Genomic DNA, 23,762 nt, shown 5'->3' with positions numbered 1-23,762 from the left:
CGCATGGCGGCAAGATGACACTGACCGTCGCTTTCCGCCGCCAAAGCTTGAACTGCTTCACCGTCTCGAACAGAGGGCGCTACGGGTTGGCGGATAGATCGCGGCGGCTTGCTAGGGTACTGCCCCACAATAATCCGGCTTGTTCATCACGGCCTTCATCTTTTCAGCTCATGCATACAGACCCGATCATGCCCATGTCCCCAACTCGCCTGCTGTCCCGCCTACCGCATCTCGGCCTCTGCCTGGCTGCCTCCCTCGCTTCCCTGGCCGGCACCGCCGTGGCCCAGGAAGGCACTGCCCGCTGGGTCAGCGACAGCCTGACCACCTATGTCCGCAGTGGTCCCACCGATGGCTATCGCATCGTCGGCACCCTCAAGTCCGGGCAGAAGGTCGAGCTGATCAGCACCCAGGGCGACTACAGCCAGGTGCGCGGCGAAGGCGGCAGCACCGTCTGGATCCCCAATGCCGACCTGCAGGCCAAGCCCGGCCAGGCCGAGCGCCTGCCGCAGCTGGAACAGCAGGTGGCCGAATTGAGCGGCCAGCTCAAGACCATCGACGACAGCTGGAAGAATCGCGTCCAGGGCATGCAGGAGACCCTGGATTCGCGCAAGAAGCAGATCGACGAACTGGAGAGCCGCCGCAAGGACCTCGACGCCCAGCTTACCCAGGCCCAGTCGGAACTGCGCAGCACCCAGGCCAAGCTCGGCAACGAGAACAAGCAGGCGCTGATGCAGTACATGGTCTATGGCGGCAGCATCGCCGGCGCCGGCCTGCTGGCCGGTCTGATCCTGCCGTCCATGACCCGGGGTCGCAAGAAGAACGACCGCTGGTTCTAGACGTCGGAGGCCAGCCGCCCTCACGACTGGGTGGAACCCGGGGCTGCGGGGCATGCCTTAGAAAGGCAGCGCTTCTGCTACCGTGGCCCGACGCCTCCTGTCCAGACGAGCCCCCATGCCCGACACCTCCCGCATTCGCATCCAGCAGGTCGAGACCCTTTCCGCCGACTGGGGCCTGCTGAAGAAGACCACCTTCGACTACCTGCGCCGCGACGGCAGCTGGCAATGTCAGACCCGCGAGACCTACGACCGCGGCAACGGCGCCACCATCCTGCTGTACGACCGCGAGCGACGCACCGTGCTGCTGATCCGCCAGTTCCGCCTGCCGACCCTGGGCAACGGACTGGACGACGGCCTGCTGGTGGAGACCCCCGCCGGCCTGCTCGACGCGGCCGCCCCCGAAGCGCGCATCAAGGCCGAGGTCGAGGAAGAGACCGGCTACCGCCTGGACAACGTCCAGCACCTGTTCGACGCCTTCATGAGTCCCGGCTCGGTGACCGAGTTGCTGCACTTCTTCGCCGGGGAATACCGCGCCGACCAGCGCATCGCCGACGGCGGTGGACTGCACGAGGAAGGCGAGGACATCGAGCTGCTGGAACTGCCCTTCGACGAGGCCCTGGCCATGGCCCGCGACGGCCGGCTGCGGGATGGCAAGACCATCATGCTGCTGCAGTACGCGGCGCTCTACCTGCTGCCGCGCTAGTCCATGGAGCGGATCCGCAGCCGTATCGAGCAGCAGGTGATGAGCCTTACCGGACTGGCCCTGGGCGAGGTCGACTACGAGCAGCCGCCGGGCGATCCCGGGCTGTTCGGACCCGGCAGCGTGCCTTGGCGGGTGCACAGCGACTTCACCTGCATGCTGATCGGTGGCATCGCCGCCCTGCTGATGCAGACCCTGCACCCGCTGGCCCTGGCCGGGGTCTGGGACCACTCGAAATTTCGCGAAGACATGCTCGGCCGCCTGCGGCGTACCGGTCAGTTCATCGCTGCCACCACCTTTGGCAGCCGCGGCGATGCCGAGCGACTGATCGCCCGGGTCAAGGCCATCCACCGGCATATCCAGGGCCAGGCCGCCGACGGCCGCCCCTACAGCGCCGAAGACCCGGCGCTGCTGACCTGGGTCCATGTGGCCGAGGTCAGTCACTTCCTGGCGGCCTATCTGCGCTATTTCGATCCCCAGCTGCCGAGCGCCGAACAGGATCGCTACTACGCCGAGATCGCCCTGGTCGCCGAACGCCTGGGCGCAACGGAGGTGCCTCGCTCCCGGGCGGAGATAGCCGCCTACTACCAGGCGATCCGCCCGCAGCTGGTGTGCGACGAACGCAGCCGCGAGGTCTGCCAGGTGCTGCTGCAGGCGCCCGCGCCCAGCGCCCTGGCCAAGCCCTTCGGCGCCCTGATGATGCAGGCCGGCATCGACCTCTTGCCCGACTGGGCCAGCGCGGAGCTGGGTTTCCACCAGGGTCCGCTGCAACGGCAGCTGATTCGCACGGGCATAGGCGCCACCGCCCCGGTGCTGCGCTGGGCCGTGCGTAACGGCTCCTCGCATCGCGCCCGGCGGCGGATGGGGATAGAGACGTGAACTGATCGCGGCCATGGGCCGCTCCTACAGGAGTGTCCGTACCTGTAGGAGCGGCCCATGGCCGCGATAAAGCCCCTGCCGAAGGATGTACCAGGATGCGAAGGGGCCAACTCGCCCCTACAACATCCGCACCTTGATCGACCGCCCCTTGATCTTGCCCTCGCTCAGCCGCTGCAGCGCCTGGCGGGCGATGTCTCTTTCCACGGCGACATAGGCCTGGTTGTCGAACAGGGTGATCTTGCCGATCTTGGCGCCGGGCAGGCCGGCGTCGCCGGTCAGGGCGCCGAGGATGTCGCCGGGGCGCAGCTTGTCCTTCTTGCCGGCCGCCAGGGCCAGGGTGTGCATCGCCGGTACCAGCGGCTCCGGGGTGTCGCGCAGGGCGCCGAGGGGCTGCCAGTCCAGCGGCGAGCCCTGCTGCACCTCGATGGCCTGGGCGCGGCTGGCCTCGGCCGGCGCCACCAGCGACAGCGCCAGGCCCTGCTCACCTGCCCGACCGCTGCGGCCGATGCGGTGCACGTGCACCGCCGGATCGCGGGACAGCTCCACGTTGATCACGGCCTCCAGGCCGGCGACGTCGATGCCGCGGGCCGCCACGTCGGTGGCCACCAGCACGCAGAGACTGCGGTTGGCGAACATCGCCAGCACCTGGTCGCGCTCGCGCTGCTCCAGGTCGCCATGCAGGGCGGCCGCGGAGATGCGCTGGGCATGCAGCGCCTCGACCACCTCCTGGCACTGCTGGCGGGTCTGGCAGAAGGCCACGGCGCTGGCCGGGCGATGGTGCCGGAGCAGGCGCACCACGGCGGCCAGGCGATCCTGGGCGGCGATCTCGTAGAAGCGCTGGCGGATCTGGGTCTCGCTGTGCTGACTCTCGACGCTGATGCGCAGCGGCGCCCGCAGATAGTCCTGGGCCAGGCGCTCGATGCCTTCCGGATAGGTCGCCGAGAACAGCAGCGTCTGCCGCCGTGCCGGCGTCTGGCTGAGGATGTCGGCGATGGCGTCGATGAAGCCCATGTCGAGCATGCGATCGGCTTCGTCGAGCACCGCGACGTTGAGGCCGTCCAGCACCAGGGTGCCCTTGCGCAGGTGCTCCTGCACCCGCCCCGGGGTGCCGACGATCACCTGGGCGCCATGCTCCAGGGAAGCGATCTGCGGCCCCAGCGGCATGCCGCCACAGAGGGTCAGGATCTTCATGTTGGGCGTGGTGCGCGCCAGGCGACGCAGTTCGCGGGCCACCTGGTCCGCCAGTTCGCGGGTCGGACAGAGCACCAGCGCCTGACAGCCGAAATAGCGCGGATTGAGTCCCGTCAGCAAGCCGATGCCAAAGGCGGCCGTCTTGCCCGAACCGGTCTTGGCCTGGGCGATGAGGTCCTGGCCCTTGAGGATGATGGGCAGGCTGGCCGCCTGGATGGGCGTCATGCTCAGGTAGCCGAGTTCGGCCAGATTGGCCTGCATGGCCTCGGCCAGCGGCAGGGAATCGAAGGATGAGGGCACGGGAGTCCTGTGAAACGGCTGGTAAAGGTTTACCAGTTTAGCAGATGGGTACCGGCTCTCCTGCGAATGGACGCTGGATGAGGGCCTACCTATGCTAAGGGGTACGACAACTCAAGGAAGCTTCACCATGTTCGACCGGCCTGTGCTCTATACCCACCCCATGTCGCGCGGACGCATCGTGCGCTGGCTGCTGGAGGAGCTCGGACAACCCTACGAGGTGCAACGGGTCGACTACGGGCCGGCGATGAAATCCCCGGCCTATCGCGCCATCAACCCCATGGGCAAGGTGCCGGCGCTGCGCCATGGCGCCGCCGTGGTGACCGAGACCGCCGCCATCTGCGCCTATCTCGCCGACGCCTTTCCCGCTGCGGGGCTCGCCCCACCGCTGAGCGATCCGGCGCGCGGTGCCTACTACCGCTGGCTGTTCTTCGCTGCCGGTCCGCTGGAGGCGGCCACCACCAACCAGGCGCTGGGCGTCGTCCTGCCCGAAGACCCGCAAAAGCGCGGCGCGGTGGGCTATGGCAGTCTGGCCGAGGTGCTCGACACCCTCGACGCCGCCCTGGCCCCCGGTGAATACCTGGTGGACGACCGCTTCACCGCCGCCGACGTCTATGTCGGCGCCCATCTTGCCTGGGGCATGGCCTTTGGCACCATCGATAAACGTCCGCACTTCGAGCGCTATGTCGCCGGGCTGGTGTCCCGCCCGGCGGCGATACGCGCCCGCGAACTCGACGACGCCGAGCTCGCCACGCTCAACTGAGCCGCGTTACAGCTCCACCGGTCCGCGCGGATGGTGCAACGGGCAGCCGTTGCGCTCGCTGCGAAACTGCGACGACATCTCGTAGGCCGGTTGCCGCGATCTCATGATGCCGCCCAGCGGGCGGTGCGCAGCCAGGCCATGCCAGGGACTGAACACCATGCCATCGTCCACTTCGCGCGAGCGCGCCTCGTTCCAGGCCGGCTGCGGCTGCACCTCCAGGCGCGCCACGGTCACATAGGGACTGAGGTCTTCCGGCCAGACCACCGAGGCGTCCTCGATGGGTGTCTGCTCGATATCGACGCCCAGCTGCACGCGGATCTCCCAGACGCCGCCGTGCCGGGCGAAATGGGCATTGACCGCCTCGCGCAGGCCGTCGGGCTTGCCGTTGACCTCGACCGGGGCATCGGTCAGGGCGGTCAGCTCGGGCGCCACCGGGACCACGCTGAGCTTGGCGAAATAGGGACCGTAGAGAAAGGGCACCATGGTGTAGAAGGTTTCGCCGAGCGGATGGGTCTCCGGGTGGCCCCCCAGACTCTTCAGCGTCGGACTCTCGCCGCCAAAGGCTTCCACTATCTTCTCGGTACCGCGCAGCACTGCCGAGGCGACCTTCTTCAGGCCCTCGCCGCGATCGGTGGTCTTGGCCAGCAGCTTGAGCGTCTTGAGAAAGGTCTTGGGATCCGGCGCGGTGAAGGCCGGGGCGTTCTGCATGACGAAATCCTGGGTCACCTGGCCTTCGCTGCCGGGCAGGCGCTCGCCCGGCACGTCGATCAGCTTGAGCGCCAGCCCCCGCGGGGTGGAGACGCTATCGGCCAGGATGTCGCCCGGATTGGTCGAGAATCTCAGCACCGCGGCATAGTTGCCCGGCACGGCGAAGGCGCCCTGGGCATAGGCCGGCAGCAGGCCGTCCAGCACCTCCACCCGGCCGGTAAGCAGACCGTGACTCTTGGCGTGCACGCTGCGGATGGCATGGCCGCCATTGGCGTAGGTGGTCTCGGTGATGTCTCTCATGGCCGCGACCATCTCGCGAACGGTTTCGGCTTCATCATCCGGCACCTGTTCGAAGGCGGGCTGGAACGGCAGCGGATGGACAGCGGTGGGCGTGGTCATCACGGGAATCCTCGGGCGCCGTCATTCGGATGAGACGGTTGATCGTTAGACCGCTATCGCGCTAACGACGTTCGAGCGCTGGCCACCCGGCCGACACGAGGTCGCTGTCGACAGCCGCTCGGGAACGGCCCCGCCCAGAGGGGTTCGATATCTCCACACCCACCCCGGAGAGCCACCATGAGCGACGCCGACCAGAAGACCTACGACAACCCCAGCAACACCCCGCCGCCCGAAGAGCTGCCCTATGCGGACATGGAACCCGAGGAGTTTCCGGACGATCCGGACGTGGCCGGTGCGACCGAATCGGGCACTCCTGGCTAGCCACGGCCCTGCCCCGCGGACGACAGCCTGAGTGGCGTCCGCGACACTTTGTGACCGGCCGGTTTGACGGGCGCTCAAGGCGCCGCGAAGATGGGCAGGCGTCTGCCGTGTCGAGTCCCCCATGCTTTCCACCAAGGTACCCTTGCTTCTGCGTAGCCTGATCGGTCGGCTGGTGCGTATCGCCATCGCCTCCGGCGTGACCTACCAGACCTTCGATCGCCTGCTGCGCCAGACCTACTTCGAGGTCGCCCAGGATTTCGAACCGCTGCGCGACAAGCCCAATTCCGACAGCCGCATCTCGGTGCTGACCGGCCTGCCGCGCCGCGAGGTCCGAGCCCTGCGCGAGGCCAGCCCGGAACGTACGCCCTGCACGCCAAGCCTGGAATGGCAGGTGCTCAGCGCCTGGACCTCACGGCTGGATCTGCTCGATGCCGAGGGCAATCTGCGCCCCCTCCCCCGCACCCAGCGCCGTGGCGGCGAACAGAGTTTCGACGCCCTGGTCGCCAGCGTCGGTAGCGACGTGCGCGCCCGTACCGTGCTGGATGAATGGCTGCGCAAGGGCTATGCCCGCCTCGACGAGGAAGACCGGGTGGTGCTCACCCCCCGCTCGCTGCTGCGCGGCACCGAGAGCCAGGAAGGCGCAGGGCGGCTGCTGGCCCATTTCACCGGCGACCTGCTGGCCGGCTTCGAGCGCCTCTACCTGCAGGACCGCGCCGCGCCGGACTTCACCTTTCACGTGGTCTACGGCCACAACCTGACCGAGGATTCCACGCTCAGCCTCTATCGCACCGCCTACGACGAATCCATGCACCTGCTCAACCGCCTCAACCGCCTGGTGGTCGAACACGAAGCCCGCGACGCCGGCAAGGCCGACGCCACCCAGCGGGTCACCCTGGGCTTCGGCGGCTATCGCGTGGAACAGGACCGGGATGCCGGCCTGGTGCTGGGACGGGAGGATTAGCGCCAGCAGTCAGTGGGATCACCCCTCGATACCTTTTTGACGCCTTGAGCGTTAAGTATCAGATTGCCACAGGAATCTTTTTCCTGACTGCCCTTGGGCAGTGCGGTCAGCACATAGGGACCATCACTGCTATAGCCAGCACTACCAGCAGCGCTGGTTAAAATCGTCAGTTCGTAGTACCCGCTGCTGGAGAACACTCTGTCACTGCCGGGGTTGGTCTTTGTATTGACAATGTTTAGGTCTTTTACCTTCGCCGGATAGGCATTGTTCTGCGCATAGAAGCGCTCCATCCGTGCCGCCGCCTCGTTGAGCAGTGCCTGCCCCTCGCTGCGGTTGGAGCGCAGCACAGAGGTCTGATAAGTCGGATAGGCAATGGCTGCCAGGATGCCAACAATCGCCACGACGACCATCAGTTCGATCAGGGTAAAGCCTCGTGCTCGCATCGCTACCTCAGAGATCGGGAATCTGATTGAAGAAGGTACGCCAGGTCTGACGTGCGGGTGTTATGCCTGACACCCATACTCAAACTGCCAGGCCAAGTTGCTGCGCTTTAGGCAAACGCTTTGCCTAGCAGCATGCTGGGCCTCACGCTCGATTGGACCACTACCACACACCAGATTCTCAGCTTGCGCAAAGCTCGGCGACCGGCAGCCAAGCCAACACAAAAAGCCGTAGGAATAAGGACCTAGCCTTTCGTGCCCATAGCCTAACGATAGGTAATGGCGTTCGAATCGCAAGGATTCTTGCTGGAGAGAAACCTGCACGCCGACAAGCCCGATCTTGAGACCTGCTGAGACTCAAGGACATGGATGAGTCGGTGTGGGGATGCAGCACGGACAATCCGTACGAACGGCATCCGCCCTCTTTGCCCCACACGCTTGATTCTTCCACGCCTGCAATATCCTCTGCGATTTGCTTCTCTCGTCCTTACCTGACCCTATCCCATCACCAAGGTCTTACTACTACGCCACAGAAGCGTAAAAACGGCCTCACTTTCAGCCCACAACTGATTTGATTGAACAAACAAACAATAAACTGATTTTTAAATTGAAAGAACGAACAATCAAAAACAATTAGAACTACCAACTTCTCATCCAGGCGAGATAACGCCCGACACAACTAGCCAAACACCGTGCGATTGTTCTAAAACAGTAACGATCCTATCTGGAGCTACCGTCACGCCTGACCTGCAGCTCCTGGACACAAAAACGAAAGAGCCACTTCCAATCCGCTCGACGAAATAGCGAAGCGCCTGTTCCCATCAACGGGCCGCAACTTTCCACCATTGCACACCGCTCAGAGTTAGCTCCGTAACGCCTCTGCTTTCATCTACCGACAATGACAAGGCCGCTATGCACGACTCGAAGAAAATCGATTATTCGCTGAATACCGCCGACACGTCCGCACCGCACTCCGCGCTGGACAATGCCGCCATCATTTCCGCCTACCGGCGCTGGGCCAATGTCTATGATCGGGTGTTCGGCGGCGTTTCCGCCCCCGGTCGCAAGCGCGCGGTGGCGGCGGTCAATGCCCTGACGGGTACCCGGGTACTGGAAGTGGGTGTCGGGACAGGGCTGGCCCTGCCCCACTATGGCGCCGACAAGCGCGTCACCGGGATCGATCTCTCGCCCGACATGCTGGCCAAGGCCCGGGAGCGGGTCATTCGCGACGACATCACCACGGTGGATGCCCTGCTCGAAGCCAATGCCGAGGAGACCGGCCTGCCCACCGGCTCCTTCGATATCGCCGTGGCCATGTTCGTGGCCTCGGTGGTGCCCAATCCGCGCAAGCTGATGCAGGAGATGCGCCGGGTGGTGAAGCCGGGGGGTCACCTCTTGCTGGTCAATCACTTCCAGGCCGAGAGCGGCTTGCGACTGCTGGCGGAAAAGGCCCTGGCACCGGCCTCGCGCAAGCTCGGTTGGCACCCGGACTTCGCCATGGACTCCATCCTCTCCCGCGAAGACCTGCGCCGCGCCCGTCGCAGCAGCGTGCCGCCCTGCGGGCTGTTCACCCTGGTGCAGCTGACCAACGACTAATGGCTACTCCACCTGACAGCTACTCCACGCGATAGCCACGCCCCGCCAGACAGGCCGCCAGCGCCTGGCGAAAGCGCGGGGTGAGATAGGGATCGCCGACCGCGCCGGGTCGTTCGGGATCGAAGCCCGACTCCCCGGCGGCGTAGCGCCGGCAGTCGTAGCGATCCGTGGCGTAGCGTTGCGGCGACTGCCCCTGCAGGGGATAGGCGGTGACGTCATAGGCGTCGTAGTCCGTTCCCGCAGGCGCTGCCGTCGTGGCCGGCACGGCCGCCACGGTGGGATCGGCGACGGTGACGAAGCCGCCGCCCGGATCGGTGCGGTAATAGCTGCCCGCGGCGAAGTAGTAGGTGGTGCCGCCCATCCACAGGGTCTCGGCGAAGGCCGGCAGGACGCTGACCCGCACCCCGGTCGGTGGCAGGGTCACCACATAACGCGGCCCCTGGGGGCGATACCAGTAGCCGTCGGCATAGTAGTACTGGCTGTCGCGGTACCAGACACGGGTGAAGCCGGCCGGCACGCCCGGCACCTCGAAGCCCGGTCGCCACTGGGGATTGGCGCCCCAGCCCGGACGCGGACCGGCCCACTGGGGATCCCGCTCCGGACGCGGTGGCGGGGGCGGGGGCGGCGGGTAGTTCCGCCCCGGTTGGTCGGGCGCCGGCAGCATATAGCCGGGGCGCGGTAAGGGAACGGGGCGATCCTGCCAGGCCGGCTGATAGCCCGGCCGCGGTGGCGGGGGGTCGTTGCGCTCCCAGCGCTCCAGCGCCGGACCATTGCCGCGCCCAGGACCGTCGCCACGCCCGGGCGGACCTCCATTCCAGTCACCCTGGCCACCGCCCTGCCAACGCCCGGCGTTGCCGGCGGGAGCGATCGGCGGCGGCTGGGCCCCGGGTGGCGGGGTCACGTAGCCGCCGCCGAGGCGATAGTTGTTGTCGGCCCAGGCGGGCGCGGCGTTCCACAGGGAAACGCCGAAAAGGACGAGCGCACACAGCACGGCAGGCGATTTCATCGCACGGCTCCACGAGGGGATGACCCAGAGTACCCCAAGGCTTGGACACTGCCCCAGCCTGGCCGTTAGCCGCGCGCCCCTCTGCCATCGAACGGCCGCCACAGACTGCCGAGGGCGAGCCGGGAAACGCGGAGGCCGCAAGGGCGGAGCGGCCGCCCGAGCCTGGAATCTCCCAGGGCCGTGCAGGCATTCCCGGGTCGATCCCTGGAAGCGACGGGGAAGTTTCTGCCCCTCTGTCATCGCACTTCTAGCGGTCCGCTCGGGTCTATGGCCCCACGCAAGGAGGAAAACACATGTCGAAACACCATCATCACGTTGGCTGGTTCAAGCGCCGCCATGAGGTAAAACCGGACGACCTCACCATCGTCGACAATTCTCTGGTCAAGCGGGCCGTCGGCGCCGCCGCCCTCGGCAACGCCATGGAATGGTTCGACTTCGGCGTCTATGGCTACCTGGCCGTGACCCTGGGCAAGGTCTTCTTTCCCGATGGCGATGCCGCCGCCCAGCTGATCGCCACCTTCGCCACCTTTACCGTGGCCTTCCTGGTCCGCCCCATCGGCGGCATGGTCTTTGGCCCCCTGGGCGACAAGTACGGTCGCCAGAAGGTGCTGGCCCTGACCATGATCATGATGGCCCTGGGCACCTTCAGCATTGGCCTGATCCCCAGCTACGAGAGCATCGGCATCTGGGCACCGGCCCTGCTGTTGCTGGCGCGCGTGGTGCAGGGCTTCTCCACCGGGGGTGAATACGGCGGCGCGGCGACCTTCATCGCCGAATACGCCACCGACAAGACCCGCGGACGCATGGGCAGCTGGCTGGAATTCGGCACCCTGGCCGGCTATATCGCCGGCGCGGGAACGGTCACGGCGCTCACCGCGGCCCTGACCCAGGAACAGCTGCTCGACTGGGGTTGGCGCGTGCCCTTCTTTATCGCCGGCCCGCTCGGCCTGCTCGGCCTCTATATGCGCCTCAAGCTGGAAGAGACCCCGGCGTTCAAGGCCCATACCGAAGCCAACGAAGGCAAGGCCGCGGACGGTCCGGCGCACAGCCTGCGCGAGCTGTTCACCCTGCATCGCGTCGCCCTGCTCAAGTGCATCGGCCTGGTGCTGGTGTTCAACGTCACCGACTACATGCTGCTGACATACATGCCCAGCTACCTGGCCGTGACCATGGGTTACGCCGAGACCAAGGGACTGCTGCTGATCCTCATCGTCATGGTGGTGATGATGCCGCTCAACATCCTCGGCGGCTTCTTCAGCGACCGCCTGGGCCGCAAGCCGATGATCATCGGCGCCTGCCTGGCGATCCTGGTCCTGGCGATTCCCTGCCTCAAGCTGATCGGCAGCGGCCACGACTGGCTGATCTTCCTTGGCCTGATGCTCTTGGGCGTGGCCCTGGCCTGCTTTACCAGCACCATGCCGTCCACCCTGCCGGCGCTGTTCTACACCCCGATCCGCTACAGCGCCCTGTCCATCGCCTTCAACATCTCGGTGTCGCTGTTTGGCGGCACCACCCCGCTGGTCACCGCCTGGCTGGTGGAAAAGACCGGCGACCCCCTGGTGCCGGCCTACTACCTGATGGCGGCGGCCGTGATCGGCATCCTGACCATGCTCACCGTGCGCGAAACCGCCGGCAAACCCCTGCGCGGCTCGCCGCCCTCGGTGGCCAGCGAAGAGGAAGCCAAGGAATACCTCGCCAGCGACGCGCCCCTGACCGTGGATAAGCAGCCGCCCGGGCAGGCGTAAGCCTGAAGGTCTGCTCGCGGCCATGGCGGTCCGCCGAGGCGGCCGCTCCTACAAGCCTGGACTTTTGTAGGAGCGGCCCATGGCCGCGATGCTCTTCCCACCCAACCTCCCCCAACGCCCCCTCTCCCCCTGGGAGAGGGCCGGGGTGAGGGTAAGCCCAACGCCAAAACTTCCACCCAAAAGAAAAGGGGAGACCTTACGGCCTCCCCTTGAATTCGTTGTCCTCTCGCACCGCTCGTGACGGTGGCTGCGATCGACCAGGAATGGTGACCTGGGCGGGCCCGGGCGCGGCGGACGGGATACCGTCGTTGGCGATGCGAAAGGCCCTCCTGGGGCGCCTTCGGTGGACAGCTCTACCGGGCTATCGAAGTTGAGTTCAGCTTACGCCCCTGCTGCCAGCAGCGGGTTGCGTTGTACAGCTTCTTTCCCACCTCTTGCGCAATCCCTGGCCATAAACCTAGCATTAGGCGCAATCGGCTAGCGCAAGGCATGCAAAATGGACAAACTCGATCGCTTCGATCTGAAAATCTTGGCAGAACTGCAGCGCGACGCGCGCCTCTCCAACCAGGAACTGGCCGAACGCATCGGCCTGTCGCCCTCGCCCTGCTCGCGACGGGTCAAGCAGCTGGAAGACAGTGGCTACATCACCCGCCAGGTCGCTCTGCTGGATCGCAAGAAGCTCGGGCTGTCGCTGACCGCCTTCGTGCTGATCGGCATGGACAGGCACACCCCCGAGCGCTTCGAGAACTTCCAGGGGATCATCGCCCAGTGTCCCGAGGTGCTGGAGTGCTGCCTGGTCACCGGCATGGATGCGGATTATCAGCTCAAGGTGGTGGTGCCCGACATGGAGCACTATCAGCAACTGCTGCTGGGTACCCTGACGCGCATCGAGGGGGTCTCCAGCGTGCGCTCGAGTTTCGTGCTCAACCAGATCCTGGCCAGCACCGAGCTACCGCTCAACCATCTGCGGCCCTGAGCGCGGTGCGGCCTCGGCACCCGGGGCGAGAAAGCGCGGCAGCACCAGCATGTGGGGTACAGCAAAGGCCGCCAGCACGGCGAACAGCGCCCGGATGCCGGTGCGCTCCTGCAGCACGAAGACCAGGCCACCTGCCAGGGTGAAGACGGCCGCGCCCAGCAGGATCGGCCAGGTCAGCTGCAGATAGGCCGTGAAGGTAGGGGCTCCCAGCAGCCGCTGGCGTACCCCGGTCTGGGGCGCTGCATGCAGCAGATAGAAGCCCAGGGCGAAACCGACCAGAGGCGGCGCCAGCACCACTGCCAGCAGCGTGGCCGCCAGCCAGGGACAGCGACGCTGCCAGGCGGCCAGCAGCAGCACCGGCAACGCCAGGGCTCCAGCCAGCACCAGCAGCCTGGCCAGCCACTCGGCCAACGCCGGAGCGGCATCCGCCCCCATGGCCAGCGCCAATAGCCGGGCCGCGGCCGTCTCGTGCAGCACCGCCGGACCACCCACGATGAACAGTCCCAGCGCCAGCGCACTCAGCCGATCGGCGAGGAGTTCGTCTTCATGGGCGAAATGCCAGATCGACAGCAGCAGGAAGAGTGGCAGCGCCAGTGTCCCCGCCAGTTGCCAGCAGAGCAGGCAGGCCAGGGCCGTCGCCAGGTAGCTGCCAAGAAAGGCGAGGCGCCGCGCGGGAGCGACCAGGCGCAGATCGCTGGCGCCATGCAGGAGCCCAAGCCCCAGGCCCACCAGCAGTGCGAAGGCCAGCTGCCCTGCCCCACCCGCCAGGCTGGCGAGCCCGGCGGCCGGCAGCAACAGCCATCCGCCGCGCCCGATGGCCGTCATGCTCAGACGCCAGACCGCGCCAGGGCCGTCTTGAGATTGCGCTCCGAGGTGAAGGCGTAGACCACCTTGGCCAGCACATCGAGAATCAGGAAGACCCAGACCGTGGCCGCATCACTCACCGCCCAGACGCCCTCGGGGCCCACGGCGAAGACCACCGGATAGATCAGCCAGAGCACACTGAGAAAGCCGACGTTCTTGCGATAGGCCGCGCCGATGGCGGCATGCTGCCCGGCCAGGGTCGCCAGCGGCTTCCACAGCAGATAGAGCACCCCGACGAAGGCCGCACAGGACCAGGCGAAGAACACCCACTTGATGGTGCCGTAAGGCGCCAGAGAGGCGACCAGACCGGTCACGATCATCACCACATCGAGAGTCACGATGGAGGCCACGAAACCGGCCTGGCCTTCCTGCTCGCGGGCGCCCAGATAGGCCGAACTCACCACCCCGGCCAGCAGCAGCGGCGTGGTGAAGGTCCAGTCCAGGTAGCGGGCGACATAGGTGATGCTGCCGTCCGGCTTGATCAGGTTGCCGACCCCCAGGTACATGGCCAGATAGGCCGTGGCGGCGATGAAGGGCACGGCGGCGTGGACCAGGGTATGGCCACGCAGCGGTCCGCGGTGGGCGCCCTTGGCATAGATGGCCAGGGAGGCGAGCGACATGATGACGAAGCCGATTAGCAGAGGGGTCGGACTCATGGGTTTCTCCAGGGGGACGATAGGGGCGCCGCGACGGACCAGGCCCTCTGGAGTAGGGGTTTCTCGGCGATCGCTGCGCTTAAGGTAGAGAAGCCGCCGCGCGAGTTGGTTCAAAATGTTTCAGCGCTGCCGATTGGCTGTTGCCTTGACCCGGATCAAGACGCCGGCCCCCGTCCCCAGGCAGGCTGCGCCGCTTCATGCCCGCCCAGGAATCCGCATGCTGCCGGCCCAGAACGTGATGCTGAGCTACGGACGCTGCTGCGCCAGCCCCGCCTTCTTCGATGACTTCTACCAGCGCTTCCTAGCCAGTTCGCCCCGGGTGCGGGAGAAATTCGCCCACACCGACATGGCCGCCCAGCAGTTGCTGCTGCGCCACGGCATCATGAACCTGGTCCTCGTCGCCCGCGGCATGCCCGCCACCCGGCTGCGCCAGCTCGGCGAAAGCCATTGCCGCGCCCGGCTGGACATCGACGCCGAACTCTACGACCTCTGGGTCGACTGCCTGCTCGCCACCCTGGCCGAGCACGACCCCGATTTCTCTCCCGCACTGCGCCAGGAATGGCGGGACGTGCTGGAGGCCGGGATCTCGGTGATGCGCAGCTACTACTGACCGGGCTGGGTCCTGTTGGGCTTCGCTGCGCTCAACCCAACCTACGCTCGCCACCGCACCATACCTGCCCCAAAAACTCTCCCTCGCCCATCACCGTAGGTTGGGTTGAGACAGCCTCACCGTCGAAGCCCAACACGCCACGGCACCCTACCCAAACGCCCCCTCCCACAGAGCGAGGACAGCCCATCACCGTAGGTTGGGTTGAGACAGCTCCACCGTCGAAGCCCAACAACCCTACCCACCGCACCCCGCCCAAACGCCCCCTCTCCCCCAGGGAGAGGGCCGGGGTGAGGGCAAACCAGACCTCGAACAACCCCTATACCCACCCAAGAGAACCCAATACCGGCCACCTGCCAGCCACCATCGGTCGGCCAACCGGTCCAGTCGCCCCGCAAACGGCCTCCCTCGCTTTACCCGCTTCGCCTGCGTGGCTAACGTATGACGAAAGGATTTTTGTGCGTCAGGTCTCGCTTTACTGCACCCTGACCCGCACCTCGGATGGATGACCGATGGCCCGCTTTTTCCCCGCTCGCAGCCAATGCCAGTTCGATACGCCCGGTGAACGCCGCTTCGCCGAACGCCTGGAAAAGCTGCTCGAAGACGACTACCTCTGCTGGAGCAATGTCCCGGTCGGCCCCAAGGCCCGCTATCCGGATTTCGTCGTGCTCCATCCACGGCGCGGCATCCTGGTGCTGGAGGTCAAGGACTGGAAGCTCGCCACCCTCGAATCCGTCACCCACGGCAAGGTGCGCCTGCACACCCAGGGCGGCCTCAAGACCGTTGCCAATCCCCTGCTGCAAGCCCGCTCCTACATCCTCGAAGTCGACCTGCTGCTGAAGAAGGATCCGTTGCTACGCCAAAGCGCCGGCTCGCCCCATCCGGGCCAGCTGATCATGCCCTGGGGCTGGGGCGTGGTGCTCACTGGCATCACCCGCCGCCAATTCGAGCAGACCGACCTCGCCGACGTCCTCGATCCCCAGCGGGTGCTGTTCCAAGACGAGATGACCGAGTCCGCCGACCCGGAAGCCTTCCAGCAGCGCCTCTGGGACATGTTCCCCCACGTCTTTCCCTGCGCCCTCAGCCTGCCGCAGATCGACCGAGTGCGGTATCACCTCTATCCCGAGGTGCGGGTCAACAGCCAACCCGGCCAATTCGGCCTGTTCGACGCCGCCCAAGCGCCCCTGCCCAGCCTGATCAAGGTCATGGACCTGCAGCAGGAACAACTGGCCCGCTCCCTGGGCGACGGCCACCGCGTCATCCACGGCGCCGCCGGCAGCGGCAAGACCATGATCCTCGGCTATCGCTGCGCCCACCTGGCCAAGGTCTCGGTTAAACCCATCCTGGTGCTCTGCTACAACAAGTCCCTGGCCGGCCGGCTGCGCCAGGTGATCGAGCAGAAGGGCCTGGGCGAGCGGGTGGTGGTGCAGAACTTCCACGCCTGGTGCGCCGAGATGCTTACCGCCTACCAGGTGGACAAGCCGGATCACCGCCTGCCGGTGGCGGCCAAGATGGAGCAGTACGTGCTGCGCACCATCGCCGGCGTCGAGCGCGGCCAGATTCCTCGCGGCCAATACAGCGCCGTGCTGATCGACGAAGGCCATGACTTCGCCCCCGAGTGGTTCAAGCTGGTGGTGCAGATGGTCGACCCCAGCACCCAATCCTTGCTGGTGCTCTATGACGACGCCCAGGCCATCTACCGCGGCAAGGGCGGCAAGAAGGCGCTGGACTTCAGCTTTGCCAGCGTCGGCATCCAGGCCCAGGGCCGCACCACTATCCTCAAGCTTAACTACCGCAATACGGTAGAAATTCTGTCCGTCGCCCGCGCCTTCGCCACCGAATTGCTGACCAGCCGCGACGCCAGCGAAGACGGCGTACCCCTGATCGCCCCGGAAAGCGCCGGTCGCCGTGGCCCCTTCCCCGAACTCATCCAGTGCGGCAGCGACCGCGAAGAGTGGGACCTGCTCATCGCCCGCATCCGCGACGAACAGGCCGCCGGCCGCCTGCTCAGCGACATGGCCATCCTCTACCGCAGCACCAGCCAGGCCCATCAGGCCGAATACGAACTCCAGAAGGCCGCCATCCCCTACCGCTCCGGCGCCAGCACCAGGGGCCGCGGCCAACTCTACGACGCCGAGGACAGCGTCAAGATCGTCAGCATGCACTCCAGCAAGGGACTGGAGTTCGGCTTGGTACTGATTCCGGGCCTAGGCGAGATGCCCAAGCAGGGCGAGCCGGAAGCGGATGAGGCGCGGTTGCTGTATGTGGCGATGACGCGGGCGATTGATCGGTTGGTGATGACGTATCAAGCCTCGTCAACAGCGACGATGAGAATTAGGAAAGCAATAGACCAAAATACTCCACCCCAACAATGAAAAGGATTTTAAATTGAACATAAATGACATATCAACAACCAAAAGCGCACAATTTTATAAACTTAAAAAACCTTTAACAAAGACAAAAATTATTTTAGCTTTAGGAAATGCTTCCGAAAAAAAAGATTGGCAATTACATTGCAAAAGAGATAAAAACAAACTACATCACACCAAGCCACATAGAAATCCATTACTCATTTGTATGTTTCAAAATCAGTACCGAACCCTCCTTTTTACAGGGAACAGACTTAAGAGAGATTAAATTTTCTTTTGTTCTTTTAATTGAATTTGACGATACCCTGGTGGTTTTCAAAAAAAACGCAGACCTACCAGAGACTGGTCTTTCTGAGTTTATTGAGGACTTCGAATACGAACAATTTTGCCATTTCCAAGGAGACAAAAATCCTGAATACGAGCGAGTAACCATGAAAAATATGAGCATATCAAATGCTGTTATACGCTCTCGGTCACTCGAAGCAAAAAATCTCGACGGAATAGTTTCATCGAATTACTCAAGCAGAGCCATACCAAGCAATTTCCGATTAAAATCAGGACAAGAAGTTTTCACCTTGACACCCAATACTGCCCGAATAGGATATAGAGACAAAAAATCCAATTTCGATCAAATAGTAGACTGGGCATTCGAGACAAAAGAAGAAATAAAAAGAACGACAAGATGCAGCACATTCATTAACAGCTTTGCATCCCCAATAAATCTGAGCGATATATTAGAAAAAGGATACAACCTATCAGCACTACTTATAGATACCAGTGAAATAGAAGAAAAAATAGAAAAGGGCGAGCTTTTTCTATACGTCAATGGGGCAACTCTTAGTCAAGAAAAGGCAAACCACTTATTTGGTGCACTGAAGTCCCCACTATTAATAGAAAATAATTTTCTAAAGTCAAAAGGACGCAATACGGGCTCGTCCGTAAAAACGTCAACTCGATCCATATCAATTAAAAGCAAAATTTTCGAAAGCATAACGTTGGCAGAGGATGGCGTTGCCGACATCACCCTAAATTCCTATCTAAACAAAACGAAACCCTTCTCTGCGGTTTTTGACACGCCCACTTACTCTTACTACTCTCGTTCCTGCTTCGAGGATAGAAATTTAGTCAATAGCCTGCCGTCAATACTAAACGTCTTTGATGACAGTTTTGATTTGGGAGAAATCTTCAGTGAAAAACAAAAGCCCCACCTCCCAAATATCACTGAATTCCCAGAAAATTCTCTGTTTAGATCTATCGAAAGCACATATTGTGAAGATCACGAAATCATCATCTGTGACGACATGAATGATGAGTGGGCTGACCACATAGCAATAGACTACACAAGCCCTACCCCATCAATATCCTTTATACATTCGAAGTTCATAAAAAAAGACTCCCAAGGAGCCAGTGCATTTCATGAAGTAGTTGCTCAGGCCCTAAAAAACATAGGCAGAACTCAAGCCAACACTGAAACTTATCGAATAAAATACGAGACCAAATGGATCAACAACTACGAAGACACCCAGATAAAAAGAGTGACACGCGCGAACGACTGGAACGAGCTTGAAAGCGCACTAAAGATAGTTGAAAACAACCCCAACTCATTAAAGAAAATAGTGCTAGCCACTCCTTTTATAAAGAAAACCGAGCTAATAGAATCATTTAGAGAAATCGAAGAAGGCATACAGTGCAAGCCGCACACAACTCAACTCATCTGGCTTATCAATACATTTATTAGCTGCTGTAAAGAATATGGCGTGCAGGCAAAAATACTATGCAAGCCCTAGAATTGATAAGTAACCCATCATTCATTGTGTAGCAACAACCCCACAAACGCCTCTGCCTGCGGCGACACCTCATCCCGGCGCCTGAGCAACCACACCGCCGAAGTCGCCTCCGGATCATCCAATTCCCGATACACCAGCCCTTCCATCTGGGTGCGCTGGTAGGTGGCGGGCAGCACGGTGACGCCGAGGCCCGCGGCGACCAGGCCAAGGATGATGAGGACCTCGCTGGCCTCCTGGACGATGCGCGGGGTGAAGCCGGCGCGGGCGGCGAGGCTGTGGAGCTGCTGGTAGAGACCGGTGCCGAAGCTGCGCGGGAAATACACGAAGGGCTCGGCGGCGAGGGCGGCCAGGGGCAGCGGGCCGCTGCCCCTGGCCAGGGGATGGTCGTGTCTCAGGGCGACAACCAGGGGTTCGCGGAAGAGTTCGACCGCCACCAGGGCGTCGGGCAATTCGATGGGGCGGATCAGGCCGATCTGCAGGTTGCCGGCGAGCATGGCGTCGATCTGTTCGCGACTGCTCATCTCCTGGAGTTGCAGGCGCACCTCGGGATAGGCGCGGCGGTAGGCGAACAGCGTCTTGGGGATGGTGGCGACGAAGGGCGAAGAGGCGCTGAAGCCCACCTGCAACTGCCCGGTCTCGCCGCGGCCGGCGCGACGGACCCGTTCGGCGGCGCGCTCGCTGGCCAGGAGGATCTGCCGGGCCTCGTCGAGAAACAGCCGGCCGGCCTCGGTCAGGGCGACGCGTCGGTTGGTGCGTTCCAGCAGGCGGGTGCCCAGTTCGCTTTCCAGGGCCTGGATCTGCTGGCTGAGCGGTGGCTGGGAGATGTTCAGGCGCTCGGCGGCGCGGCCGAAGTGCAGCTCTTCAGCCACCGCCACGAAGTACCTCAGGTGGCGCAATTCCATACGTCTTCCATTGAGTCGTAGAACCTATCAATCGAGACGGACAATATATTGGATATATGGCAGCCACCAGCCTAGGGTGGTGAGATCAGACCTGTCCTGAGGTACCCGTGAACACGTCCCGGTCGTCCGCCACGCCATCCACCCCACCTTGGCCACCCTGCCCGCCGCCAACGAAGCCCACCACGAACCGGACGTCTTCATCGAGAAGGGCACGCCGCAGTTCCTGCGCACCGCCCTGGCGCTGTTCTGCGGCGGCTTCGCCACCTTCGCCCTGCTCTATTGCGTGCAGCCGCTGATGCCGATCTTTTCCCAGGCCTTCGGCCTCACCGCCGCGGCCAGTAGTCTGTCGCTGTCCCTGGCCACCGGGTTGATGGCCTGCGGCCTGCTGGTGACCGGGCCGATCTCCGATGCCATCGGGCGCAAGTCGGTGATGGTCTATGCGCTGTTCGCTGCGGGCGCCTTCACCCTGCTCAGCGCCCTGATGCCCACCTGGGACGGCATCCTGGTGACCCGTGCGCTGGTCGGGCTGTCGCTGGCCGGGGTGGCGGCGGTGGCCATGACCTACCTGGCCGAGGAGGTGCACCCCGAGCACCTGGGCTATGCCATGGGTCTCTATATCAGTGGCAATGCCCTGGGCGGGATGTCCGGCCGGGTGATCAGCGGGGTGCTGGTGGACTTCGTCTCCTGGCGCATCGCCCTCGGCGCCCTGGGGGGGCTGGCACTGGTGGCAGCGCTGCTGTTCAAGCGCAGCCTGCCGGCGTCGAAACGCTTCCAGCCACGGCCGCTGCGGCCGCGCAGCCTGCTCGCCGGCTATGCGCTGCACTTTCGCGACGCTGGCCTGCCCTGGCTGTTCCTGGAGGCCTTCCTGCTGATGGGCGCCTTCGTCACCCTGTTCAACTACATCGCCTATCGCCTGCTGGCCGAGCCCTATCATCTCAGCCAGGCCTGGATCGGCGTCCTCTCACTGGTCTATCTGGCCGGTATCTACAGCTCGGCCAAGTTCGGCAGCCTGGCCGATCGCTTCGGTCGGCGGCGGGTGTTCGCCGCCGCCATCGTGCTCAAGCTCGGCGGCCTGCTGCTGACCCTGTTCACCCCGCTGTGGCTGGTACTGCCGGGGATGCTGCTGTTCACCTTCGGCTTCTTCGGCGCCCACTCGGTGGCCAGCAGCTGGGTGGGCCGCCGGGCGCGCCAGGCGCGGGGCCAGGCGTCGTCGCTCTATCTGTTCAGCTACTACGCCGGCTCCAGCGTAGCCGGCACCCTGGGTGGCTTCTGCTGGCACCTGGGTGGCTGGACCGGGGTCGGTCTGTTCATCGGCGCCCTGCTGCTGGCGGCCCTCGCCGTGGCGATTCGGCTGTCGCGATTGCAGCCACTGCCGAAGGCCTGATCGCGGGCCGCCGCTGCTCCAGGCAGGAGAAAACTGCCCTGGAGCCGCCGAATCGGCCCTAATCGCGATAACCTTCAGCCACAGCTTCGCCTTTACCTTCACCCCTCTCCCATAAATCGTGCTTTACGCTGCCGCTCGTCGCACGGAGCGGCGTTTCGTTCCCTGAAAAGGGGCCCTCTACCTCCCGCCACGCTAGCCTGTCTCTGGCTTGGCGGCGCGACTGTCACCCCTTCGCAAAGTTCAGACAAATGTTTGCCTAGGGTGGGAGCCGCTTGGATAATGCGCGCCGAACGCTGCAATACCCTGCTCATCAGGGATAGATGAAACGGCAAGCACGTAAGGCTCCGGGGTAGATTCGGCTGTGAACATGCACTTCCAGATTAGCGATTGGCGCGCCTGGGCACCTGGTCTTGGCGACCAGGACGCCTGGCGGCAGTGGTGCGCCGCGCCCTGGCGTCCGGCGGACGACGGCAGCCAGCCCGATGCCAGCTTCCTGCCGGCCATGCAGCGGCGCCGCCTGAGTCGGCTGGCGCGCATGACCTTCCAGGTGGCCTGGCCGCTGGCCGACGCCCATGGCGAGCCGCTGCCGCTGATCTTCGCCTCGCGCCATGGCGAGACCCCGCGCACCCTGGCCATCCTCCAGGAACTGGCCCGTGGCGAGCCGCTTTCGCCTACCCAGTTCAGCCTTTCGGTGCACAACGCCATCATCGGCCAGTGGTCGATCCTGCGCGGCGACCACAGCGAGATGAACGCCCTGGCCACCGGTCGCGACGGCCTCGAACACGCCGTACTGGAGGCCTGCACCCTGCTCGCCGAAGGCGCCAGCGGGGTGCTGGTGGTGATCGCCGAGGAGGCCCCGCCGACCCTCTATGCCCCCCAGATCGACGACGTCCCCTTTCCCTATGCCGTGGGCCTGCTGCTGACCCCGGGCGGCAGCCATGGCCTGAGCGGCGCGCCGGCTCCGGCGGAGGCCGCGACCAGCGCCTGGCCCCACGCTCTGGAGTTGCTGCGCCTGCTGGAAGCGCCTGGCGCCCTGCACCTCGCCTATGCCGGACGGGCCTGGCACTGGCAGGCGGAGGCCCGCGGATGAGCGGCCGCCTGGACTACGGCTACCGCCTGCTGGCCACGGGGCTCAACTTCGTGGTGTTCGGCTGCGGCGCCCTGGTCTTTCGCCTGCTGATCCTGCCGGTGCTGCTGGCGCTGCCGGGCGATCCCCTGCGCCGCCGCCAGCGCGCGCGGCGGGCCAATGCCCGGCTGTTCCGCTTCTTCGTCGCCTTCATGGTGCTGACCCGGGTGATGAATCTGCGCATCCAGGGCCGCGAGCGCCTGGGGCGTCCGGGCCAGCTGATCATCGCCAACCACCCCTCGCTGATCGACGTGGTGGTGCTCATCGGCCTGGTGCCCGACGCCAATTGCGTGGTCAAGCAGGGCCTCTGGCAGAACCCCTATCTCAAGCGGCAGATCCAGGCCGCCGGCTACATCAGTAACAACGGCAGCGCCGAGATGCTCGACGAAGCCGCCGACGCCCTGCGCGACGGCCAGACGCTGATCATCTTTCCCGAGGGCACCCGCACCACCCCCGGCGAGCCGCCGCGCTTCCATCGCGGCGCCGCGGCCATCGCCCTGCGCGGCGCCCGCTGCATCACCCCGGTAGTCATCCGCGTGGTGCCCAGCACCCTGACCAAGGCCACGCCCTGGTATCGCATTCCCGCGCGGCGCTTCGACTTCCAACTGGAGGTCGGCGCCGACATCGATCCCTCCACCTTCGCCGGGCGGCCATTGCCGCTGGCGTCGCGTGAACTCAACGACCAGCTGCACCAGCTCTACCTGAAGGAAACCGGCAACCATGACTGATCTCAATCTCGAGCTCAAAGGCCTGATCATCGAGGCGCTCGGCCTCGAGGACGTCACCGTCGACGACATCGGCGACGACCAGATCCTGTTCGGCGACGGCCTGGGTCTGGATTCGGTGGACGCCCTGGAGCTGGGCCTGGCGATCCAGAAGCGCTACGGCATCCGCATCGACGCCGAAGCCAAGGACACCCGCACCCATTTCGCCAACGTCAACGCCCTTGCGGCCTTTGTCGCCGCCCAGCGCGCCGCCTGAGGAGATCGCCATGCAAAGCCGTGAAGCCATCTTCGAGACCCTGCGCAGCGCCCTGGTCGAGCTGTTCGAGCTGGAGCCCGAGCGGGTGACCCTGGAGGCCAACCTCTACGAGGACTTGGAGATCGACAGCATCGACGCCGTCGACCTGATCGACCGCCTGCGCCGCCAGACCGGCCACAAGATCGCCGCCGAGCAATTCCGCCAGGTGCGCACCGTGGGGGACGTGGTCGAGGCTGTCCATCGCATCAGCCAGGCGGACGCCTGATCC

At 64.3% G+C, this 23,762-nt stretch carries 24 protein-coding genes; 17 read left to right on the top strand and 7 right to left on the bottom strand.

From position 1 onward, the window contains the following. Nucleotides 1-194 precede the first annotated feature (194 nt). From CFE50_RS02655 to CFE50_RS02645, 3 genes are all read left to right on the top strand, one after another. Nucleotides 195-836, top strand: coding sequence for a TIGR04211 family SH3 domain-containing protein (locus CFE50_RS02655; RefSeq protein ID WP_371099603.1), 642 nt, complete (start codon nt 195-197; stop codon nt 834-836). 115 nt (nt 837-951) lie between these two features. Further along, nucleotides 952-1,539, top strand: a complete 588-nt coding sequence (locus CFE50_RS02650; RefSeq protein WP_241808161.1) for an NUDIX domain-containing protein — start codon at nt 952-954, stop codon at nt 1,537-1,539. A gap of 3 nt (nt 1,540-1,542) precedes the next feature. Then, complete coding sequence (locus tag CFE50_RS02645) at nt 1,543-2,415, top strand: oxygenase MpaB family protein (RefSeq protein ID WP_241808162.1); 873 nt, start codon at nt 1,543-1,545, stop codon at nt 2,413-2,415. Nucleotides 2,416-2,532: 117 nt separating this feature from the next. Here CFE50_RS02645 and dbpA read toward each other — a convergent pair whose 3' ends face one another. Beyond that, a complete protein-coding gene (gene dbpA / locus CFE50_RS02640; RefSeq protein ID WP_007161026.1) occupies nt 2,533-3,906 on the bottom strand; it encodes an ATP-dependent RNA helicase DbpA in 1,374 nt (457 codons plus the stop codon). Nucleotides 3,907-4,033: 127 nt separating this feature from the next. On the opposite strand from dbpA, the gene CFE50_RS02635 reads away from it, so the two are divergent. Then, entirely contained in the window at nt 4,034-4,666 is a 633-nt protein-coding gene (locus tag CFE50_RS02635; protein ID WP_286730771.1) for a glutathione S-transferase family protein, read from the top strand. Between the two features lie 6 nt (nt 4,667-4,672). Here the strand turns inward: CFE50_RS02635 and CFE50_RS02630 are convergent, their stop codons facing one another. Next, complete coding sequence (locus CFE50_RS02630) at nt 4,673-5,773, bottom strand: catalase family protein (protein ID WP_286730769.1); 1,101 nt, start codon at nt 5,771-5,773, stop codon at nt 4,673-4,675. Nucleotides 5,774-5,950: 177 nt separating this feature from the next. On the opposite strand from CFE50_RS02630, the gene CFE50_RS02625 reads away from it, so the two are divergent. Both CFE50_RS02625 and CFE50_RS02620 read left to right on the top strand, forming a co-directional pair. Further along, entirely contained in the window at nt 5,951-6,094 is a 144-nt protein-coding gene (locus tag CFE50_RS02625; protein WP_007161029.1) for a hypothetical protein, read from the top strand. Nucleotides 6,095-6,215: 121 nt separating this feature from the next. Further along, nucleotides 6,216-7,055: a DUF6502 family protein gene (locus CFE50_RS02620; protein ID WP_044342885.1), complete on the top strand. Its 840-nt coding sequence runs from the start codon at nt 6,216-6,218 to the stop codon at nt 7,053-7,055. Here the strand turns inward: CFE50_RS02620 and CFE50_RS02615 are convergent. Then, a complete protein-coding gene (locus CFE50_RS02615; RefSeq protein ID WP_027601000.1) occupies nt 7,052-7,498 on the bottom strand; it encodes a type IV pilin protein in 447 nt (148 codons plus the stop codon). The genes CFE50_RS02620 and CFE50_RS02615 overlap by 4 nt on opposite strands. Before the next feature lie 909 nt (nt 7,499-8,407). On the opposite strand from CFE50_RS02615, the gene CFE50_RS02610 reads away from it, so the two are divergent. Continuing rightward, entirely contained in the window at nt 8,408-9,091 is a 684-nt protein-coding gene (locus CFE50_RS02610; RefSeq protein WP_286730763.1) for a class I SAM-dependent methyltransferase, read from the top strand. Nucleotides 9,092-9,110: 19 nt separating this feature from the next. On the opposite strand, the gene CFE50_RS02605 is transcribed toward CFE50_RS02610, so the two are convergent. Next, nucleotides 9,111-10,097 carry a DUF6515 family protein gene (locus tag CFE50_RS02605; RefSeq protein WP_286730760.1) on the bottom strand — a complete coding sequence of 329 codons (987 nt, stop codon included), beginning with the start codon at nt 10,095-10,097 and terminating at the stop codon, nt 9,111-9,113. Between the two features lie 293 nt (nt 10,098-10,390). On the opposite strand from CFE50_RS02605, the gene proP reads away from it, so the two are divergent. After that, nucleotides 10,391-11,842 carry a glycine betaine/L-proline transporter ProP gene (gene proP, locus CFE50_RS02600; protein ID WP_027599979.1) on the top strand — a complete coding sequence of 484 codons (1,452 nt, stop codon included), beginning with the start codon at nt 10,391-10,393 and terminating at the stop codon, nt 11,840-11,842. Between the two features lie 496 nt (nt 11,843-12,338). Further along, the gene (locus CFE50_RS02595) at nt 12,339-12,818 is read left to right on the top strand and encodes an Lrp/AsnC family transcriptional regulator (protein ID WP_007161040.1); all 480 of its coding nucleotides are present in this window, start codon (nt 12,339-12,341) and stop codon (nt 12,816-12,818) included. Here CFE50_RS02595 and CFE50_RS02590 read toward each other — a convergent pair. Both CFE50_RS02590 and CFE50_RS02585 read right to left on the bottom strand, forming a co-directional pair. Further along, complete coding sequence (locus CFE50_RS02590; protein ID WP_286730755.1) at nt 12,792-13,643, bottom strand: Brp/Blh family beta-carotene 15,15'-dioxygenase; 852 nt, start codon at nt 13,641-13,643, stop codon at nt 12,792-12,794. The two genes, CFE50_RS02595 and CFE50_RS02590, sit on opposite strands and share 27 nt — an antisense overlap. 2 nt (nt 13,644-13,645) lie before the next feature. Continuing rightward, nucleotides 13,646-14,338, bottom strand: coding sequence for a bacteriorhodopsin (locus CFE50_RS02585; RefSeq protein ID WP_027599977.1), 693 nt, complete (start codon nt 14,336-14,338; stop codon nt 13,646-13,648). Between the two features lie 217 nt (nt 14,339-14,555). Here CFE50_RS02585 and CFE50_RS02580 point away from each other — a divergent pair, with 217 nt between their 5' ends. The 3 genes from CFE50_RS02580 (at nt 14,556) to CFE50_RS02570 (ending at nt 19,101) form a co-directional block, all read left to right on the top strand. After that, nucleotides 14,556-14,948 (top strand): globin domain-containing protein, encoded by a 393-nt coding sequence (locus CFE50_RS02580; protein ID WP_286730752.1) that lies wholly within the window; start codon nt 14,556-14,558, stop codon nt 14,946-14,948. A gap of 509 nt (nt 14,949-15,457) precedes the next feature. Then, nucleotides 15,458-17,320 (top strand): 3'-5' exonuclease, encoded by a 1,863-nt coding sequence (locus CFE50_RS02575; RefSeq protein ID WP_286730750.1) that lies wholly within the window; start codon nt 15,458-15,460, stop codon nt 17,318-17,320. Between the two features lie 107 nt (nt 17,321-17,427). Then, nucleotides 17,428-19,101: a hypothetical protein gene (locus tag CFE50_RS02570; RefSeq protein ID WP_286730748.1), complete on the top strand. Its 1,674-nt coding sequence runs from the start codon at nt 17,428-17,430 to the stop codon at nt 19,099-19,101. A gap of 17 nt (nt 19,102-19,118) precedes the next feature. Here the strand turns inward: CFE50_RS02570 and CFE50_RS02565 are convergent, their stop codons facing one another. Then, nucleotides 19,119-20,003, bottom strand: coding sequence for a LysR substrate-binding domain-containing protein (locus CFE50_RS02565; RefSeq protein ID WP_286730746.1), 885 nt, complete (start codon nt 20,001-20,003; stop codon nt 19,119-19,121). A gap of 148 nt (nt 20,004-20,151) precedes the next feature. Here CFE50_RS02565 and CFE50_RS02560 point away from each other — a divergent pair, with 148 nt between their 5' ends. From CFE50_RS02560 to CFE50_RS02540, 5 genes are all read left to right on the top strand, one after another. Then, entirely contained in the window at nt 20,152-21,387 is a 1,236-nt protein-coding gene (locus CFE50_RS02560; RefSeq protein ID WP_286730744.1) for an MFS transporter, read from the top strand. 367 nt (nt 21,388-21,754) lie between these two features. Beyond that, nucleotides 21,755-22,477 carry a beta-ketoacyl synthase chain length factor gene (locus tag CFE50_RS02555; RefSeq protein ID WP_278438666.1) on the top strand — a complete coding sequence of 241 codons (723 nt, stop codon included), beginning with the start codon at nt 21,755-21,757 and terminating at the stop codon, nt 22,475-22,477. Next, on the top strand, nt 22,474-23,241 hold the full coding sequence (locus CFE50_RS02550) for a lysophospholipid acyltransferase family protein (RefSeq protein WP_286730741.1): 768 nt from the start codon (nt 22,474-22,476) through the stop codon (nt 23,239-23,241). Before CFE50_RS02555 ends, CFE50_RS02550 begins: the two co-directional genes overlap by 4 nt. Continuing rightward, on the top strand, nt 23,234-23,494 hold the full coding sequence (locus CFE50_RS02545; RefSeq protein ID WP_007161049.1) for a phosphopantetheine-binding protein: 261 nt from the start codon (nt 23,234-23,236) through the stop codon (nt 23,492-23,494). The genes CFE50_RS02550 and CFE50_RS02545 overlap by 8 nt, the downstream gene beginning before the upstream one ends. Nucleotides 23,495-23,504: 10 nt before the next feature. Further along, the gene (locus CFE50_RS02540) at nt 23,505-23,759 is read left to right on the top strand and encodes an acyl carrier protein (RefSeq protein ID WP_286730737.1); all 255 of its coding nucleotides are present in this window, start codon (nt 23,505-23,507) and stop codon (nt 23,757-23,759) included. Nucleotides 23,760-23,762 lie beyond the last annotated feature (3 nt).

This window comes from Pseudomonas sp. PGPPP4 (assembly GCF_002256045.1).
GTDB lineage: Bacteria > Pseudomonadota > Gammaproteobacteria > Pseudomonadales > Pseudomonadaceae > Chryseomonas > Chryseomonas oryzihabitans.
Note: the sequence above shows the minus strand (reverse complement) of the source record. Positions and strands in the feature narration are given on the sequence as shown.

Bases quoted from the DNA above. Each gene is read 5' to 3' on its own strand.
- CFE50_RS02655 (WP_371099603.1), top strand. From the start codon at position 195: ATGTCCCCAACTCGCCTGCTGTCCCGCCTACCGCATCTCGGCCTCTGC.
- CFE50_RS02650 (WP_241808161.1), top strand. From the start codon at position 952: ATGCCCGACACCTCCCGCATTCGCATCCAGCAGGTCGAGACCCTTTCC.
- CFE50_RS02645 (WP_241808162.1), top strand. From the start codon at position 1,543: ATGGAGCGGATCCGCAGCCGTATCGAGCAGCAGGTGATGAGCCTTACC.
- CFE50_RS02635 (WP_286730771.1), top strand. From the start codon at position 4,034: ATGTTCGACCGGCCTGTGCTCTATACCCACCCCATGTCGCGCGGACGC.
- CFE50_RS02630 (WP_286730769.1), bottom strand. From the start codon at position 5,773: ATGACCACGCCCACCGCTGTCCATCCGCTGCCGTTCCAGCCCGCCTTC.
- CFE50_RS02625 (WP_007161029.1), top strand. From the start codon at position 5,951: ATGAGCGACGCCGACCAGAAGACCTACGACAACCCCAGCAACACCCCG.
- CFE50_RS02620 (WP_044342885.1), top strand. From the start codon at position 6,216: ATGCTTTCCACCAAGGTACCCTTGCTTCTGCGTAGCCTGATCGGTCGG.
- CFE50_RS02615 (WP_027601000.1), bottom strand. From the start codon at position 7,498: ATGCGAGCACGAGGCTTTACCCTGATCGAACTGATGGTCGTCGTGGCG.
- CFE50_RS02610 (WP_286730763.1), top strand. From the start codon at position 8,408: ATGCACGACTCGAAGAAAATCGATTATTCGCTGAATACCGCCGACACG.
- CFE50_RS02605 (WP_286730760.1), bottom strand. From the start codon at position 10,097: ATGAAATCGCCTGCCGTGCTGTGTGCGCTCGTCCTTTTCGGCGTTTCC.
- proP (WP_027599979.1), top strand. From the start codon at position 10,391: ATGTCGAAACACCATCATCACGTTGGCTGGTTCAAGCGCCGCCATGAG.
- CFE50_RS02595 (WP_007161040.1), top strand. From the start codon at position 12,339: ATGGACAAACTCGATCGCTTCGATCTGAAAATCTTGGCAGAACTGCAG.
- CFE50_RS02590 (WP_286730755.1), bottom strand. From the start codon at position 13,643: ATGACGGCCATCGGGCGCGGCGGATGGCTGTTGCTGCCGGCCGCCGGG.
- CFE50_RS02585 (WP_027599977.1), bottom strand. From the start codon at position 14,338: ATGAGTCCGACCCCTCTGCTAATCGGCTTCGTCATCATGTCGCTCGCC.
- CFE50_RS02580 (WP_286730752.1), top strand. From the start codon at position 14,556: ATGCTGCCGGCCCAGAACGTGATGCTGAGCTACGGACGCTGCTGCGCC.
- CFE50_RS02575 (WP_286730750.1), top strand. From the start codon at position 15,458: ATGGCCCGCTTTTTCCCCGCTCGCAGCCAATGCCAGTTCGATACGCCC.
- CFE50_RS02570 (WP_286730748.1), top strand. From the start codon at position 17,428: ATGCTTCCGAAAAAAAAGATTGGCAATTACATTGCAAAAGAGATAAAA.
- CFE50_RS02565 (WP_286730746.1), bottom strand. From the start codon at position 20,003: ATGGAATTGCGCCACCTGAGGTACTTCGTGGCGGTGGCTGAAGAGCTG.
- CFE50_RS02555 (WP_278438666.1), top strand. From the start codon at position 21,755: ATGCACTTCCAGATTAGCGATTGGCGCGCCTGGGCACCTGGTCTTGGC.
- CFE50_RS02550 (WP_286730741.1), top strand. From the start codon at position 22,474: ATGAGCGGCCGCCTGGACTACGGCTACCGCCTGCTGGCCACGGGGCTC.
- CFE50_RS02545 (WP_007161049.1), top strand. From the start codon at position 23,234: ATGACTGATCTCAATCTCGAGCTCAAAGGCCTGATCATCGAGGCGCTC.
- CFE50_RS02540 (WP_286730737.1), top strand. From the start codon at position 23,505: ATGCAAAGCCGTGAAGCCATCTTCGAGACCCTGCGCAGCGCCCTGGTC.